The organism is Arthrobacter sp. LFS091 (assembly GCF_047977885.1).
Lineage (GTDB): Bacteria > Actinomycetota > Actinomycetes > Actinomycetales > Micrococcaceae > Arthrobacter.
Genome location: NZ_JBFPFP010000017.1, coordinates 1 through 11,870 on the forward strand (window position 1 = coordinate 1; position 11,870 = coordinate 11,870).

Sequence of the window (11,870 nt, forward strand, 5' to 3'; positions counted from 1 at the left end):
GTCATAGCGTGGGGGAAACGCCCGGTCCCATTCCGAACCCGGAAGCTAAGACCCACAGCGCCGATGGTACTGCACCCGGGAGGGTGTGGGAGAGTAGGACACCGCCGGACAACCATTAACAAGGGGGAGCCCCGACCACGACGGTCGGGGCTCCCCCCATTTAACACCCCAACACATGGCTGTGAGACTTGCCACCACGGACCGTTTAGTCGCTCGGACGTACTGTCGCCGTGGCGGCGTCGAATAGAATTGCATAAGACAAACGAGTCGGTACCCTAGGGCTGCCGGCGGCGTGACAACGAAATACGGGTTATGAGCGACTACGCACGCGCCAGTGGTCGGCTCGCAACAGGAGGAATCCACCATGGCTGAGCACAACGGCGGCAACCGCGGCGGCAATCGCGGAAACTACGGCGGGAACCGGGACGACCGAGGTTCGTACCGCCCCAACAACAACTCCGGTGGGGATCCTCGCGGATTCCGCTCCAGGGACAACCGCGACGGTAGCGATCGTCCGGCCCGTGATGGTGAGCGTCGTTCCTTCGGTAGCGATCGTCCGGCTCGTGATGGTGAGCGCCGTTCGTTCGGCAGTGACCGTGGTGACCGTAAGCCGTTCGGTGATCGTAGCGATCGTCCGGCTCGTGATGGTGAGCGCCGTTCGTTCGGCAGTGACCGTGGTGACAGTAAGCCGTTCGGTGATCGTAGCGATCGTCCGGCTCGTGATGGTGAGCGCCGTCCGTTCAACAATGACCGTGGTGACCGTAAGCCGTTCGGTGATCGTCCTGAGCGCGGCCCGCGGAACTTCGACGGCCCCCGCCGCGACAATGGTGACCGCCGCCCGTTCAACAACGACCGCGGTGACCGTCCGGCCCGTGATGGTGAGCGCCGTCCGTTCAACAATGACCGTGGTGACCGTAAGCCGTTCGGTGATCGTCCTGAGCGCGGCCCGCGGAACTTCGATGGTCCCCGTCGCGACAGTGGCGACCGCCGCCCGTTCAACAACGATCGCGGTGACCGTCCGGCCCGTGATGGTGACCGCCGCTCGTTCGGCAATGACCGCGGCAACTCCTGGGAAGAGCGTCCTGCCCGGGTGCCGAACGCCAAGGACATCCGCAGCGCAAACCGCCCTGACCGCGAACGCTCTCCTGAGATCGACGACGACGTTACGGGTAAGGAACTGGACCGCGCCACCGGCCACCAAATCAAGACCCTCGAGGAGCAGAGCGCGGGCTGGGTTGCAAAGCACCTGGTCATGGCTGGCCGCCTGATCGACATTGAGCCTGAGCTTGCTTTCCAGCACGCGTTGGCTGCAAGCCGTCGCGGTGGACGTCTCTCTGTGGTCCGTGAAGCTGTCGGGCTGACGGCCTACGCTGCCGGCCACTATGGTGAGGCTCTGCGTGAATTCCGCACCTACCGTCGCATCAGTGGTTCGAACGTCCACCTCCCGGTGATGGCTGACTGCGAGCGTGGCCTGGGCCGTCCAGACCGTGCCCTGGATATGGTTCGCTCTCCTGAGGCGCAGGACCTTGACGCTCCGGGCAAGGTGGAGCTTGCCATTGTGGCATCGGGCGCCCGTGCGGACCTGGACCAGCTGGACGCTGCTGTCAGCGAACTCGAGATCCCGCAGCTGGACATTAACCGGGCGTTTTCGTACAGCCCGCGCCTTTTCCGCGCCTACGCGGAGGCTTTGGCCGCAGTGGGGCGCACTGAGGAGTCCGAGAAGTGGGCCCGCCAGGCCTTGGTTGCTGAGAATGCGCTTGGCGTTGGGGACTTCGCTGAACCCGAAATTGTTGACCTGGGCTGGGACGAGCGGGAAGAAGAAGCCGCGCGTAAGCCGCGCTTCGAGAAGCCGGCCCGGGACGCCGACGTCGTGAAGCCTGAGACTGAGACGGTCATCGTCGAGGCGGCGGCAGCGGACGTTGAGCACGACGAGGTCGAACTCGATGACGCGGAGTCGGACTACTTTGAGTCCAACGATGCCGAGTCGGATATCGATTCCGCGGAGGCGGACGAGGCGGACCAGGCTGACGAAACTGACGACGAGAACGCCGACTCCCGGAATGGCTGATTCGCTGATCTCATCCTTTGATGCTGTCCTCTCCGATTTGGATGGCGTGGTCTATGCAGGACCGCACGCCATCCCGGGAGCCGTGGAGTCGTTGAAGCGTCTCGAGACCGTGGGTGTTGGCCTGGGTTACGTCACGAACAACGCTTCACGGACCCCCGCCCAGGTCGCCGCTCATTTGCGAGAGTTGGGCGCTCCGGCTGAGGACCATCAAGTGGTCAGTTCCTCCCAGGCAGCAGGGGAGCTTCTTGCTTCCATGCTGCCTGCGGGGGCGCATGTCCTGATAACAGGCAGCGCAGCACTGGCCCATGAGATCGAGCTGGTTGGCCTCAAGCCCGTGCACAGCGCAGACGAGGACCCTGTAGCTGTGGTGCAGGGCTTCAATCCGGAGATCGGTTGGAAGGATCTGGCCGAGGCCTCGTATGTGGTGGCCGGCGGAGCCATGTGGTTCGCGACCAACACTGACATGTCGATTCCGCAGGCCCGGGGCATGGCGCCGGGCAACGGAACCCTCGTCGCCGCGGTAGCGGCCGCGACGGGCAAGACGCCTTTGGTGGCCGGCAAACCCGAGGCGCCGCTCTTCCATGCTGCCGCGAAGCGGCTTAACGCGGATCGTCCCCTGGTGGTGGGCGACCGCTTGGATACGGACATTTTGGGCGGCAACCGCGCAGGATTTGCGACGGCGGCTGTCCTCACCGGCGTGGATACCACGCACACCATCCTGGCTGCGCGCACGGATGAGCGCCCCGACTACCTGCTGGCGGACCTGGAAGGGCTCTATGTCCCTTACCCGGAGGTCTTGAGCGAGGACGGTGTCTTCCGTTGCGGTGCAGCGTCCGCAGTTGCAGTGGACGGCACGGTCACTGTTACCGGGGACGAAGCGGACATCGATGCTTGGCGGGCGGCGTGTGCCGCTTGGTGGGCTGCCGTTCCGGAGTCCGACGTGGCGAAGGCTCCAAAGCTGGAATGGCAAAGTCACTAGACTGGTGCGATGACCGAACCCAGCAATGCCCCCGTGCCTGAGGCGGATGCGGTAATCCCGTGGCCCGCCGACACGACACCGACAGGTGACGCGTTGGTGGACAGAGCCCTCGGCCTGTTGGCGGACGTTGCGGAGTCGCCGGTTTCTGAGCATGGCGAGCTGTACGCCGGCATCCACGACTCCCTCTTGGAAGCCCTGGATGCTGAACCAGGTCTGCCTTCAGCACCTTCGAACAACCGCCCGGAAGGCGACAGCTAGCACATGGCACGACTTGATCAGGAACTCGTCTCCCGTGGGCTGGCGAGGTCCCGGACCCACGCTGCCAAACTCATCAGCGACGGGAAGGTCAGTTCCGGCGGCACGGTCCTGGCCAAAGCTGCGCTCCACGTCGACGCGGCAACGGAACTCATTGTCGAAGCCCACCTTGAGGACATCTACGCCAGCCGCGCCGGCCATAAGCTGGATGGCGCGCTTAAGGCGTTTCCCGCCGTCGTGGTTGCCGGCAAGCGGTGTCTCGACGCCGGTGCCTCCACCGGCGGGTTCACTGACGTGCTGCTGAGGCAAGGGGCCGCGCGGGTGGTGGCTGTGGACGTCGGGCACGGCCAGTTGGTCCCGTACCTGCGCGAGGACCCCCGCGTTGACGTCCATGAGGGCCTCAACGTCCGGTACATGACGCCCGAACAGATCGGCGGGCTGTCACAACTGACGGTCGCGGACCTGTCCTTCATTTCGTTGACGCTGGTGGTCTACCCCCTTGCCCAATGCACTGAACCCGGTGGCGACATGGTCCTGATGGTGAAGCCGCAGTTCGAGGTCGGCAAGGAGCGACTGAGCCGGTCGGGAGTGGTCACCTCGGAACATGAACGACGCCGGGCCGTTGCCCAAGTGGCCCGTGCGGCCGTGGATGCCGGGCTGGATCTTCAGGACCTGGCGGCCAGTCCGCTGCCTGGCCAGGACGGAAATGTTGAATACTTCCTGTGGATGAAACGCAGGATGTCTGCGGTGTTGCCTAAGATCGAAGAGCGGGACGCAGCCGTTGCCGCGTTGATCGAGAAACTCTGGCCGAACCACTAGAAAGCAGACCCCATGAGCAGGCGTGTACTGGTTCTTGCCCACACAGGGCGGGAGGAATCGCTCCGCGCAGCGTGGGATGCGTGTACGCAGCTGCACTCGTCAGGCCTGGTTCCCGTGCTCCAAAAGTCTGAGCTAGCCGATATCGAGCGGTTCTTCGGCGCCCTGGATACCCCGATCGAGATCCTTAATGACCACGTCAGCCTGGAGGACGTGGAGTTGGTCATGGTCTTGGGCGGTGACGGCACCATCCTTCGCGCGGCCGAGCTGGTCCGGGAGGTCGATGTGCCACTGCTTGGGGTCAACCTGGGGCACGTGGGCTTCCTGGCAGAAAGTGAACGGGCCGACCTCGCCCAAACGGTCGAGTGGATCGCCAGCCGGCAGTACACGGTGGAAGAACGCATGACCATCGACGTCCAGGTCTGGATCAAGGGCCAGAAGATTTGGCACACGTGGGCTTTGAACGAGGCCGCCATCGAAAAAGCCAACCGCGAACGCATGTTGGAGGTTGTCACGGAGGTGGATGAGCGGCCCTTGACGTCGTTCGGCTGTGATGGCGTGGTCATGGCGACTCCTACGGGTTCCACAGCCTATGCGTTCTCTTCGGGTGGTCCCGTGGTGTGGCCGGAGGTTGAAGCCCTGGTCATCGTTCCGATCAGCGCGCACGCCCTCTTCGCCAAGCCCCTGGTGGTTTCGCCGCGTTCCAAGCTGGCCGTCGAAATCATGAACCGGACGGATGCGTTGGGGGTGCTCTGGTGCGATGGGCGACGCTCTGTGGATCTGCCTCCGGGTGCGCGCGTGGAAGTGACGCGCTCAGCTACCCCGGTGCGGCTCGCCCGCACACACAAGACTCCGTTCTCGGCCCGGCTCGTGCGCAAGTTCGAGCTTCCCATCCATGGCTGGCGTGGCCCGGCTCCCCGCAGGGGCGAAGTCCACACCGGCCCCATCCCGGTGATCAGGACGCTGACACCGGCACCTTTGCCCAGCCCGCGGGACCCAGGGCACGGTGAACCCTCCGAACCCACGAATGCGAAGTGAACCATGCTTGAAGAACTCCGAATCCGTGACCTCGGCGTCATCACCGACGCCGCCCTGCCGTTGGGCCCCGGCCTGAGCGTCGTGACGGGCGAAACCGGCGCCGGTAAGACCATGGTGGTGACCGCCGTCGGGCTTCTTCTCGGTGCCCGCTCTGACGCCGGGGCTGTTCGCAGCGGCGCCAAGTCCGCGTCCGCCGAGGCCGTACTGAAGCTTGATCCGGCGCACAGCGCCGTGGAGCGCGCCAAAGAGGCTGGCGGTGAGGCTGAGGAGTTCGACGGCGTGGCTGAACTGTTGCTGGCCCGTACCGTTGGTGCCGACGGCCGCAGCCGCGCATACGTTGGCGGGCGCGCGGCACCTGTGGGGGTGCTGGCCGAGCTGGGGGAGAGCCTGGTGGTGGTCCACGGTCAGTCGGACCAGATCCGGCTCAAGAGCGCAACAGCCCAACGCCATGCTTTGGACCGCTTTGCCGGTGCGCCCCTGGCAAAAAGCCTGGGGGAGTACCAGGAGCTGTACAACCACTGGAAAGCCATCCAGGCCGAACTTGATACCCTGCGCAGCGAGGCCCGTGAACGGCTCCGTGAGGCGGAGTCCCTGGACGCTGCCCTCACGGAAATAGACGACGTTGATCCGCAGCCTGGCGAGGACGAAACCCTCAAGGCCGAGGCTGTGAAGCTGGCGAATGTCGAAGAACTCCGGTTGGCGGCCGCGGCCGCCCATGAATCCCTCATCGCCGAGGAATTCGGTGACGCTGGGGACGCCACCTCCATGGTTGACGCAGCCAAGCGAACGTTGGAGAACGTCGCTGATCATGATGAGGAGCTGAGGTCTGCCGCTGCAAGGCTGGCGGAGGTCGGGTTCCTGCTCAATGACATTGCCGCGGACCTGTCCAGCTACCAGGCCGCATTGGATACGGAGGGGCCCGAACGGCTGTCCGAAATCGAGGACCGCAGGGCGGCGCTGGCCAAGCTGATCCGTAAATATGCCCCGAGCATTGACGAGGTGCTGGAGTGGGCTGCCACGGCGCGGACGCGGCTGGATGAGCTTCAGGACGACTCAAGCCGGATCGAGTCCCTGGACGCAGAGGTGGCATCCGCGGAGGCCACCCTCCGGAAGCAGGCAGCAGCAATCAGCAAAGCCCGCCTCAAGGCCGCCAAGGACCTCTCAGGGCGCGTCAGCGCCGAACTGAAGGCCTTGGCCATGGCAGACGCTACCTTGGTCATCGAGGTGGACGGCAGAGGCGTGTTGGGCCCGTGGGGTACCGATGAGATCGCTTTCCTCCTACAGCCGCATTCGGGCGCCCCTGCCCGGCCGCTGGGTAAGGGAGCGTCCGGTGGTGAACTCTCGCGGGTCATGCTGGCCATCGAGGTCGTGCTGGCGGCAGTGGACCCCGTTCCGACCTTTGTTTTCGATGAGGTGGACGCAGGCGTGGGTGGCCGTGCCGCCGTCGAGATTGGACGCAGGCTGGCCATGCTGGCCCGCCACGTCCAGGTGCTGGTGGTAACCCACCTGCCGCAGGTGGCGGCATTCGCCGATCAGCACATCCGTGTCACCAAAACCTCCGTGCGGGGATCTGACGGGAAGACCACCACCGGGTTCACCTCCAGTGACGTTCAGTTGCTGAGCGAGGAGGAACGGGTGAAGGAACTTGCCCGGATGCTGGCCGGGCAGGAAGACTCCGAGTCCGCGCAGGCACATGCCCAGGAATTGTTGGACGACGCGAAACTCCTGCCGCAGCGGGCATGAACACCGCTGCGGGCAGTGCGAGCACCATCACATCGCCGCTCCCCAAACCCCGGTGGCTCTTGATTGCCTGGCAGTCCTGGGCAACTATTGACCATTTGGGGAATCCGAACAGACGCTTGGAAGGCGTAATTGATGATAAGCTCGAATTCCGTGGTGCAGCGATCAAATTCCCGTGTAAATTCCCGGTTCCCGGGCTCGTCCAAGACGACCAAACACATCTTCGTCACCGGTGGTGTGGCGTCCTCGCTCGGTAAGGGTCTGACGGCTTCCAGCCTCGGCCACCTCCTGCGGGCACGCGGTTTGTCTGTAACAATGCAGAAGCTCGATCCCTACTTGAACGTGGATCCGGGCACGATGAACCCCTTCCAGCACGGCGAAGTATTCGTGACGGATGATGGCGCAGAAACCGACCTCGACATCGGACACTATGAGCGCTTCCTCGACGAAAACCTCGAAGGTTCGGCCAACGTCACAACCGGCCAGATCTACTCCACGGTCATCGCCAAGGAGCGTCGCGGCGAATACCTCGGGGACACGGTGCAGGTCATTCCGCACATCACCGATGAAATCAAGCGCCGCATGCGCCTGCCCGCAGAGGGCAAGAACGCTCCGGACGTCATCATCACCGAAATCGGTGGCACCGTGGGCGACATCGAGTCGCAGCCGTTCCTTGAGTCGGCCCGCCAGGTCCGCCAGGACGTGGGCCGCAACAACGTCTTCTTCCTCCACGTTTCGCTGGTGCCGTACATCGGCCCTTCCCAGGAACTGAAGACCAAGCCAACGCAGCACTCCGTGGCAGCCCTCCGCTCCATTGGTATCCAGCCTGAAGCCATCGTGATCCGTTCGGACCGCGAGGTGCCTGAAGCCATGCGCGAGAAGATCGGCCGCATGTGCGACGTCGACATCGACGCCGTGGTCAACGCCGCTGACGCTCCCAGCATCTATGACATCCCCAAGACGCTGCACTCGCAGGGCCTGGACTCCTACATCGTTCGTGCCCTGGACCTGCCTTTCAAGGACGTCGACTGGAGCAAGTGGGACAAGCTGCTTGAAGCTGTCCACAACCCTAAGCACGAGGTCGAGATTGCCCTGGTGGGCAAATACATCGACCTTCCGGATGCATACCTTTCGGTGACTGAAGCCCTTCGTGCCGGCGGCTTCGCCAACGAAGCGAAGGTCAAGATCCGTTGGGTGCCTTCGGACGAGTGCGAAACCCTTGAGGGTGCCACCAAGTCCCTGGCCGGCGTGGACGCCATCTGCGTTCCCGGCGGCTTTGGGATCCGTGGTCTCGAAGGCAAGCTTGGCGCTTTGAAGTTCGCCCGCGAATCCAAGCTCCCTGTCCTCGGCTTGTGCCTGGGCCTGCAGTGCATGGTGATCGAGTATGCCCGCAACGTGGTTGGCCTGGAAGGGGCTTCCTCCAGCGAGTTCGAGCCCGATTCCAAGTACCCGGTCATCGCCACCATGGAAGAGCAGCTGGACATTGTGGACGGCAAGGGAGACCTCGGCGGCACCATGCGCCTGGGCCTCTACGAAGCCAAACTGGATGAAGGCTCGGTCATTGCCGAGACGTACGGCACCACCACGGTCAGCGAACGCCACCGGCACCGCTACGAGGTCAACAACAAGTACCGCGAGCAGATTGCTGCCGAGGGCCTGGTGTTCTCCGGGACCTCTCCCGATGGCAAGCTCGTGGAGTACGTGGAGCTTCCCCGCGAAGTCCACCCGTACTATGTTGCAACGCAGGCGCACCCGGAGCTCAGCTCCCGCCCCACGCGCCCGCATCCGCTGTTCGCAGGCCTGGTCAAGGCTGCCCTGGAACGTCGCGAAGGCGCACCGGTGGCAACGAAGACCGGTGCCCGCGCGGTAGCGGCCAAGTAAATAAACGTACTAGCGAAGGACGGCGCGATGCCCGGTATCTCTGAAACCCCCCGCACATCAAGGCAGGTTTCGGACATGCCGAGCCCGCGCCGTCTTTTGTCTACCAACAAGGTTTATGAAGGCCGCATTTGGGACGTAGTGAGTGACTCGTTCCAGCTCAGCGAAGACACGGACACCCTGGTCCGTGACTACATTGACCATCCGGGCGCCGTCGCTGTCCTTCCCATGAACGTGGACGGCGAGATCCTGCTGCTCAAGCAGTACCGGCATCCGGTGGGCATGGACCTGTGGGAAATCCCGGCCGGGTTGCTGGATGTCGAAGGCGAAGATTTCGTGGTCGGTGCAGCGCGGGAGTTGGCCGAGGAAGCGGATCTGGTTGCGGCTACCTGGAATGTCCTGGTGGACTTCTTCAATTCACCGGGCTCTTCCAGCGAAGCGGTACGGATCTACCTGGCCCGCGGGATCACGGACGTTCCGGAAGCGGACAGGCACGTCAGGACTGACGAAGAGGCCGAGATCGAGCTTCAGTGGGTCCCGCTGGAAGATGCCGTCCAAGCCGTCCTCGAGGGCCGGCTGCACAACCCTTCGGCGGTGCTGGGCATCCTTGCGGCCGCAGCAGCGAAGGCCGATGGATTCACCAAGCTCCGTCCTGCGAACGCGCCCTGGCCCGCACATCCGAGCCAGCGCTGAGCATGGCGGAGGCGCCTGCCCGCACCCTCACTGCCATTGACCGGGCAGTCACCGATTACCTGCAGCACGTCGGCGTGGAAAAGGGGCTGGCAGCCAACACGTTGGCCGCGTACCGTCGCGACCTCGCAAGGTACTCGAACTTCCTGGCGGCGCAAGGGATCGAGCGTCCCGGCAATATCACGCGCCATCACGTCACGGCATTCGTCCAGGCGTTGTCCGATGGCTCGGACGGCGCAGCGGCCCTGGGCGTCCGCTCTGCAGCACGGACAGTGGTAGCCGTCCGCGGCCTGCATAAGTTTTGGGCGCTGGAAGGAACCACGGCGACGGACCCCGCCAGTGATGTCCACCCACCGATGCCGGGGAAGAGGCTTCCGAAAGCGATCAGCGTAGGCGAAGTCACGCGGATACTGGAGGCCGCCGGCACGGACACGCCTACCGGACTCAGGGACCGCGCGCTCCTTGAGTTCCTCTATTCCACGGGTGCCCGCATCAGCGAAGCCGTCGGCCTGGACGTGGACGACGTATCCCTCGAAGACTCAGGGGGTGAACCCGCGATCGTCAGGTTGTTCGGCAAGGGTTCCAAGGAGCGGTTGGTGCCCATGGGTTCCTACGGCGCCCGGGCTGTTGGTGCGTACGTCGTCAGGGGCAGGCCCTTACTGGCAGCCAAAGGTAAAGGGACTCCGGCGCTGTTCCTCAATGCCCGTGGAGGGCGGATCAGCAGGCAGAGCGCCTGGACCATCCTCAAAGCAGCGGCCGAGAAAGCCAACATCACCAAGGATGTTTCACCACACACCCTGCGGCACTCCTTCGCCACCCACCTGCTTGAAGGGGGAGCGGATGTCAGGGTGGTGCAGGAACTCCTGGGGCACGCGTCAGTGACCACGACGCAGGTCTACACGTTGGTCACAGCGGACACTCTGCGTGAAATCTACGCAGCGGCCCACCCAAGGGCACTGGGCTAACAGATCATTCCTGTGCCGGGGCTACCCGATGACGTTGAGCGTGAACTCCGCGGCCCCGATAAACAGGGCCAGCACAGAGGTCCCCAGGCCTGCGACCAGCAACAGCCCGGGGTGGGCCAGGCCAACCACCACCCGCTTGAGCCGGGGGCGTCCCTTGAGGAACTTCTTGGGCACCCGGGTTTTGACCGGTATTTGCCGCCAGCCGCGGAGCCGCCGCAGGAACCATGCACACCTGACAATGAACGCCATCCAGAGGACGGACAGCACCAGGGGAACGGCGGCCAGCATGAGGTTGAAGCCAAGAGCAGTGACTTCCTTTTCCGAGTCGCCAATGACGGACTGGACAGTGGTGGAGATGGACGCGCTCATTACCACCGAAGCGGCCCACACCATGAACGCCGCCACCAACGCCAGGAACCGGACAAAGAAATGTCCGAGTACTGTCGCGTCAACCGCCCGGAGATGGCTTCGTGGGGTGGCATGCAGCACCACAAGCGTGGAGATCAGCGTGGGCAGCGCTGCCATCAGGACCAGCAGGTACCAGGTCCATCCAGCCAGGTCCACCACTTCGTCCAGGACAATCAGCCCGGCCCACAGCAGGGTCCACGCCCATCCGGCGTACAACGGATGAGCCACCAGCCAACGCGGCAGCCAGGAGTCCCGTTCGGCTTTGGCTTTGGCGTCTATAACAGTCGCCCCGTCCTCGGCGCTTCCCGCCGTGGACGGCGTCCCTCCATCTTCCTCGACGGCGGCCGCTTTGGCGCCCGCGTCACCCCCACCTTCGCTCATGGGCTCACTGTAGCAATGGCGGCTTTGGCTGGGGAGATCAGGTTAAGGTAGGCAGCATGACTGCAGCCCAGGTGACTTTGTGCTTCCTCCTTCGTGATGCCGCGGGCGGTGAGCACGTGCTGCTAGGCACCAAGAAGACTGGCTTCGGCCGCGGCAAGGTGGTGGGCGTCGGTGGACACCTGGAAGAGGGCGAAACTGCGGAGCAGGCTGCTTGTCGTGAGGTCATGGAGGAAATCAGCGTCGTCGTGGCACCGGAGGACCTTGTTCCGGCAGGGACAGTTGATTTTGTTTTTCCGGCCAGGCCCGAGTGGAACATGGCCACTACCGTGTTCCTCACCCGCGCTTGGGACGGGGAGCCCATCGAAAGCGTGGAGATCGCGCCCGCCTGGTTCCCTGTTGACCGCCTTCCCGTGGAACGTATGTGGGCAGACGCTGAGCACTGGTTGCCGGCCATGATTTCCGGGCAGCGTATCGCGGTGCGCGTCGCCTTGGCCGCCGACAACGAAAACGTGGCGGACGTCCGCACCGAGGCTTGGGTGGGTCCGGTTTAGTACCTCGGACGACGGGGGGGCGGGGCCCCCACCCAGGCGCGCGACCCCGCGCGCAGTTTTTTTGGTTATTGGGGGAAAAACTGAGGCGGGGACCCCCGACG

The 11,870-nt window shown here is 64.2% G+C and carries 12 protein-coding genes and 1 rRNA gene; 11 read left to right on the forward strand and 2 right to left on the reverse strand.

The genetic code is table 11. The annotated features are described in order from the left end of the window. Nucleotides 1-110 (forward strand): 5S ribosomal RNA (gene rrf / locus ACNQOP_RS20350); the annotation flags it as partial. A 200-nt stretch (nucleotides 111-310) separates the two neighbouring features. Here the strand turns inward: rrf and ACNQOP_RS20355 are convergent. Beyond that, the gene (locus ACNQOP_RS20355; protein WP_416405554.1) at nucleotides 311-1,246 is read right to left on the reverse strand and encodes a hypothetical protein; all 936 of its coding nucleotides are present in this window, start codon (nucleotides 1,244-1,246) and stop codon (nucleotides 311-313) included. A gap of 6 nt (nucleotides 1,247-1,252) precedes the next feature. Here ACNQOP_RS20355 and ACNQOP_RS20360 point away from each other — a divergent pair, with 6 nt between their 5' ends. From ACNQOP_RS20360 to xerD, 9 genes are all read left to right on the forward strand, one after another. Continuing rightward, nucleotides 1,253-2,068, forward strand: coding sequence for a hypothetical protein (locus ACNQOP_RS20360; RefSeq protein WP_416405555.1), 816 nt, complete (start codon nucleotides 1,253-1,255; stop codon nucleotides 2,066-2,068). Further along, on the forward strand, nucleotides 2,061-3,047 hold the full coding sequence (locus ACNQOP_RS20365; RefSeq protein ID WP_416405556.1) for an HAD-IIA family hydrolase: 987 nt from the start codon (nucleotides 2,061-2,063) through the stop codon (nucleotides 3,045-3,047). The genes ACNQOP_RS20360 and ACNQOP_RS20365 overlap by 8 nt, the downstream gene beginning before the upstream one ends. A 9-nt stretch (nucleotides 3,048-3,056) precedes the next feature. Further along, entirely contained in the window at nucleotides 3,057-3,305 is a 249-nt protein-coding gene (locus tag ACNQOP_RS20370; RefSeq protein WP_416405557.1) for a hypothetical protein, read from the forward strand. 3 nt (nucleotides 3,306-3,308) lie between these two features. Further along, entirely contained in the window at nucleotides 3,309-4,121 is an 813-nt protein-coding gene (locus ACNQOP_RS20375) for a TlyA family RNA methyltransferase (RefSeq protein ID WP_416405558.1), read from the forward strand. Between the two features lie 12 nt (nucleotides 4,122-4,133). Continuing rightward, nucleotides 4,134-5,156, forward strand: coding sequence for an NAD kinase (locus ACNQOP_RS20380; protein ID WP_284987226.1), 1,023 nt, complete (start codon nucleotides 4,134-4,136; stop codon nucleotides 5,154-5,156). Between the two features lie 3 nt (nucleotides 5,157-5,159). After that, on the forward strand, nucleotides 5,160-6,899 hold the full coding sequence (recN, locus tag ACNQOP_RS20385) for a DNA repair protein RecN (protein WP_416405559.1): 1,740 nt from the start codon (nucleotides 5,160-5,162) through the stop codon (nucleotides 6,897-6,899). Between the two features lie 132 nt (nucleotides 6,900-7,031). Further along, nucleotides 7,032-8,777, forward strand: a complete 1,746-nt coding sequence (locus tag ACNQOP_RS20390; RefSeq protein WP_235520388.1) for a CTP synthase — start codon at nucleotides 7,032-7,034, stop codon at nucleotides 8,775-8,777. A gap of 27 nt (nucleotides 8,778-8,804) precedes the next feature. Then, nucleotides 8,805-9,467, forward strand: a complete 663-nt coding sequence (locus ACNQOP_RS20395) for an NUDIX domain-containing protein (protein ID WP_284987228.1) — start codon at nucleotides 8,805-8,807, stop codon at nucleotides 9,465-9,467. A 2-nt stretch (nucleotides 9,468-9,469) separates the two neighbouring features. Continuing rightward, nucleotides 9,470-10,429, forward strand: coding sequence for a site-specific tyrosine recombinase XerD (gene xerD, locus ACNQOP_RS20400; RefSeq protein WP_416405560.1), 960 nt, complete (start codon nucleotides 9,470-9,472; stop codon nucleotides 10,427-10,429). Between the two features lie 21 nt (nucleotides 10,430-10,450). Here xerD and ACNQOP_RS20405 read toward each other — a convergent pair whose 3' ends face one another. Next, nucleotides 10,451-11,218, reverse strand: a complete 768-nt coding sequence (locus ACNQOP_RS20405; protein ID WP_416405561.1) for a hypothetical protein — start codon at nucleotides 11,216-11,218, stop codon at nucleotides 10,451-10,453. Between the two features lie 56 nt (nucleotides 11,219-11,274). On the opposite strand from ACNQOP_RS20405, the gene ACNQOP_RS20410 reads away from it, so the two are divergent. Further along, a complete protein-coding gene (locus tag ACNQOP_RS20410) occupies nucleotides 11,275-11,769 on the forward strand; it encodes an 8-oxo-dGTP diphosphatase (RefSeq protein ID WP_416405562.1) in 495 nt (164 codons plus the stop codon). The last annotated feature ends 101 nt before the right edge of the window (nucleotides 11,770-11,870 follow it).

Excerpts from the sequence above, each read along its gene's own strand:
- ACNQOP_RS20360 (WP_416405555.1), top strand. The coding sequence starts at position 1,253 with ATGGCTGGCCGCCTGATCGACATTGAGCCTGAGCTTGCTTTCCAGCAC.
- ACNQOP_RS20365 (WP_416405556.1), top strand. The coding sequence starts at position 2,061 with ATGGCTGATTCGCTGATCTCATCCTTTGATGCTGTCCTCTCCGATTTG.
- ACNQOP_RS20370 (WP_416405557.1), top strand. The coding sequence starts at position 3,057 with ATGACCGAACCCAGCAATGCCCCCGTGCCTGAGGCGGATGCGGTAATC.
- ACNQOP_RS20375 (WP_416405558.1), top strand. The coding sequence starts at position 3,309 with ATGGCACGACTTGATCAGGAACTCGTCTCCCGTGGGCTGGCGAGGTCC.
- ACNQOP_RS20380 (WP_284987226.1), top strand. The coding sequence starts at position 4,134 with ATGAGCAGGCGTGTACTGGTTCTTGCCCACACAGGGCGGGAGGAATCG.
- recN (WP_416405559.1), top strand. The coding sequence starts at position 5,160 with ATGCTTGAAGAACTCCGAATCCGTGACCTCGGCGTCATCACCGACGCC.
- ACNQOP_RS20390 (WP_235520388.1), top strand. The coding sequence starts at position 7,032 with ATGATAAGCTCGAATTCCGTGGTGCAGCGATCAAATTCCCGTGTAAAT.
- ACNQOP_RS20395 (WP_284987228.1), top strand. The coding sequence starts at position 8,805 with ATGCCCGGTATCTCTGAAACCCCCCGCACATCAAGGCAGGTTTCGGAC.
- xerD (WP_416405560.1), top strand. The coding sequence starts at position 9,470 with ATGGCGGAGGCGCCTGCCCGCACCCTCACTGCCATTGACCGGGCAGTC.
- ACNQOP_RS20405 (WP_416405561.1), bottom strand. The coding sequence starts at position 11,218 with ATGAGCGAAGGTGGGGGTGACGCGGGCGCCAAAGCGGCCGCCGTCGAG.
- ACNQOP_RS20410 (WP_416405562.1), top strand. The coding sequence starts at position 11,275 with ATGACTGCAGCCCAGGTGACTTTGTGCTTCCTCCTTCGTGATGCCGCG.